Annotated in this window: 2 protein-coding genes; both read right to left on the bottom strand. The window is 76.4% G+C overall.

Annotated features, from left to right (window positions below; all coding sequences use genetic code 11):
- The coding region (locus SSBG_RS34240) for a hypothetical protein (protein WP_234010368.1) at positions 1–746 on the bottom strand (746 nt) is incomplete at its 3' end.
- Positions 637–2,898: beta-ketoacyl synthase N-terminal-like domain-containing protein (locus tag SSBG_RS04745; protein ID WP_267880256.1), on the bottom strand; the 2,262-nt coding region annotated here is incomplete at its 5' end. The genes SSBG_RS34240 and SSBG_RS04745, both read right to left, overlap by 110 nt.

Genomic DNA, 2,898 nt, shown 5'->3' on the forward strand with positions numbered 1-2,898 from the left:
TCCAGGCCGCCGAGCAGGGGGGGGGGGTCCACCGGCAGTCCGTTGCCGACGAGCTTCTCGATGAGCCGGGCCACCGCGCCTGCCGCCGGGACGCCGCGCCGGTCCACGCACACGGCGGCGTGCGGCAGGTCGCCGAGGGTGTCCTTCACCCAGCGGGTGCAGGTGGCGCCGGGGCCGACCTCCAGGAAGTAGCGGTAACCGCGCTCGTAGGCGGTGTGCACGAGGCGGGGGAAGTCGATGGGCGAGCGCAGGGTGTGGGCGATGCGCCGGGCGACGCGCCGCCGCTCCAGGCCGGGCAGCTCCCGGTAGTCGTAGGCGGAGAGCAGTTCCAGGCCGCCGAGGGAGCCGGTGGGGTAGTCGTTGAGCCCGGCGAGCGCGTCCACGTCGGCGTCCACCACGGGGCAGTGCATGACGACGCTGACGGGCGAGCGCGCCGCCTGGCACCCCAGTTCGGCGATGAGCGCCCGGCACTGGGCCGGGTCCCCGGCGACGACGAGTTCCCCGGGGGTGTTGACGTGGGTGAGGAAGACCCGGTCGTAGGAGGCGAGGGCCTTCTCGACGCGGTCCCGGTCGGTGAGCAGGACGTGCGAGGCCCACAGGTCCTTGTCGGGCGTGTCCTCGGGTACGTCCCACAGCTCACGGACCGTGCGGCGGCGCCCGACGAGGCGGTCCTTGAAGACAGGCGTGTCGCTGATGAGGTCGTCGCGGCGGCCCTCCGCGCTCCACCCGCCGGTGGCGAACAACATGCTGGACTCGCCCAGGCTGTAGCCGAAGCCGCCGTGCGCGGTGATCCCCAGCACCTCTCGTACGAGGTGGGTGTACAGGATGGCGAAGGAGGTGCCGGTGGCGAGCATGAACGGCACGTCCTGCGACAGCGTGTCCTCCAGCCGCATCAGGTCGCGCCGCCCCGGCGTGCGCAGGGTCCGCGGGTAGAGCAGCGAGGCGCGCAGTTGCCGCGCGGGTTCCTCGGCCTGCGCCTCGAAGTGCTCCAGAAGGCCGGGGAAGGCGCGGAAGAGGTCCTGGCCGAGCCCCGGGTAGGAGTTGAAGGCGCCCGGGGTAGACGAGCGCGACCTTGCCGTCGGGGCCGATGGGGCGGGCGGTGGCGTACGAGCCGGCCGGGGTGGCCCACTCGCCGCCGGAGGCGAACACGCCGGGCAGGTCCCGGGCGGCCGCCTCCGCCTGGCGCAGCAGTTCCTCACCGTCCCGTCCGGTGAGGACGGCGCGCACGGAGCGCCCGGGCAGGGTGCGGGCGGCCGCGCGGGCGAGGGTCAGCGGGTCGGCGCCGTCGCGGAGCGCGGCGGCGTGCGCGTCCACGGCGGCGAGCAGCGCGGCGGGGGTGTCCGCGGCGAGGGCGAGCAGGACGGGGCCCCGGGCGCGGGCGAAGGCGGTGACGTCGGCGCGGCCCGCGGTGGCGTCGCCGGAGAGCACGAGGTGGGCGTGGGCGCCGTGCGCGCCGAGGATGCTGACGGCGGCGTGCCGCCGCTCCCCCGCGCGGGCGCGCAGCCACGGCCGGGACCGGTCGGGGACGTAGAGGGCGGAGGCTTCGAGGGCGTCGGCGAAGCCGGGCGCGGGGGCGTTCCAGCCGGTGGTGCCGGGCAGGTAGCCGTGACGCAGGGACAGGACGGCGCGGAGCAGCCCGGCCATGCCGGAGGCGCTGCCCGTCGAGCCGAACTGGGCGGTGGCGGAGCCGAGGGCGGTGGTGCGCCGCTCGTGCTCGGGCGTCTCCGCGCCGTCCGGTGCCCGGTACACCTCGCCGAGCGCGGTGACTTCGGCGAGGTCGTCGGGGAGGAGGCCGCCCGCGTGTGCCTCGACGTAGCCGACCGCTTCGGCCGTGATCCCGGCCTCCGCGAGGGCGGCGCGGGCGGTGGTGGCGAGGGCGGCGGCGTCGGGTCCGGGGCGCTCGCCCTCGTGGGCGGGGGCGGCGCCGGTGGCGAGGGCGTCGAGCCGGGCGTGGACGCGCCGGCCGTGCGGGGCGTCGGAGCGGGTGAGGACGACGGCCCCGGCGCCCTCGCCCAGGCGCGGGCCGTGGGCGCCGTCGGCGAAGGCCAGGCCGGCCTCGCCGAGGGCGTCCGGCCGCAGCAGGGCGTGTTCGGCGCTGCCGGTGAGGTCCACGGCGCCGACGAGGACGGCTTCCAGTCCCTCGTCCAGGAGCAGCAGTCGCGCGGCCTGGAGGGCTTCGGCGGTGCCTGAGCCCTCGGCGGAGACGGTGAAGGACGGGCCGGTGAGGTTCCACAGCGAGGAGATCCGGCTGGCCATGACGTTGCCGATGTAGCTCAGGACCTCGTTGGCGACGATCGGTGGCACCACCGCGTCCCGCGCGACCTCGCCGAGCGCCGCGAGCACCTTGCCGTCGATCTCGACGCCCGCGGCCTCGCACTGGGCGCGCAGGAAGGTGCCCATGGTGTAGCGGGTGAGGCGGGCGCTGGTGTAGGGCTCCAGTTCCATCGCGACGATCACGCCGACGCGGCGGCCGGGCGGGGCGCTCGCGCCGGGCGGCACGGCGCGGCTGTACCCGGCGTCGCGCAGCGCCTCGTCGACGACCTGCGTGACCAGAGCGTGCTGGAGGTTGTAGGTGCGCAGGTCGGACGGGGGGATCTTCTGGTCGACGGGGTCGATGTCGACTCCGTCGACGTACCCTCCGGCGGGCGCGTCGGCCCCGGCGAGCCCGGCGGCGGCGAGGGTGCCGGCGGTGGTCTGTTCCAGGCCCCGCCAGCGGCGCGGGGGGAGCGGACGGAGGGTGTCGGTGCCCTCGTACACGGCCCGTTCCACGGCGTCCGTGCCGCTGAGCGCCCCGAAGTGCGCGCCGAGGCCGACGATGTCGAGCGCGGGCAGCGGTACGAGGCCGGGGTTCTCCACGGGGGTGATGTCGGCGGCCTCGGGGGCGGAGAGGACGACGTG

It is taken from the genome of Streptomyces sp. SPB074 (genome assembly GCF_000154905.1).
Taxonomy (GTDB): Bacteria; Actinomycetota; Actinomycetes; order Streptomycetales; family Streptomycetaceae; genus Streptomyces.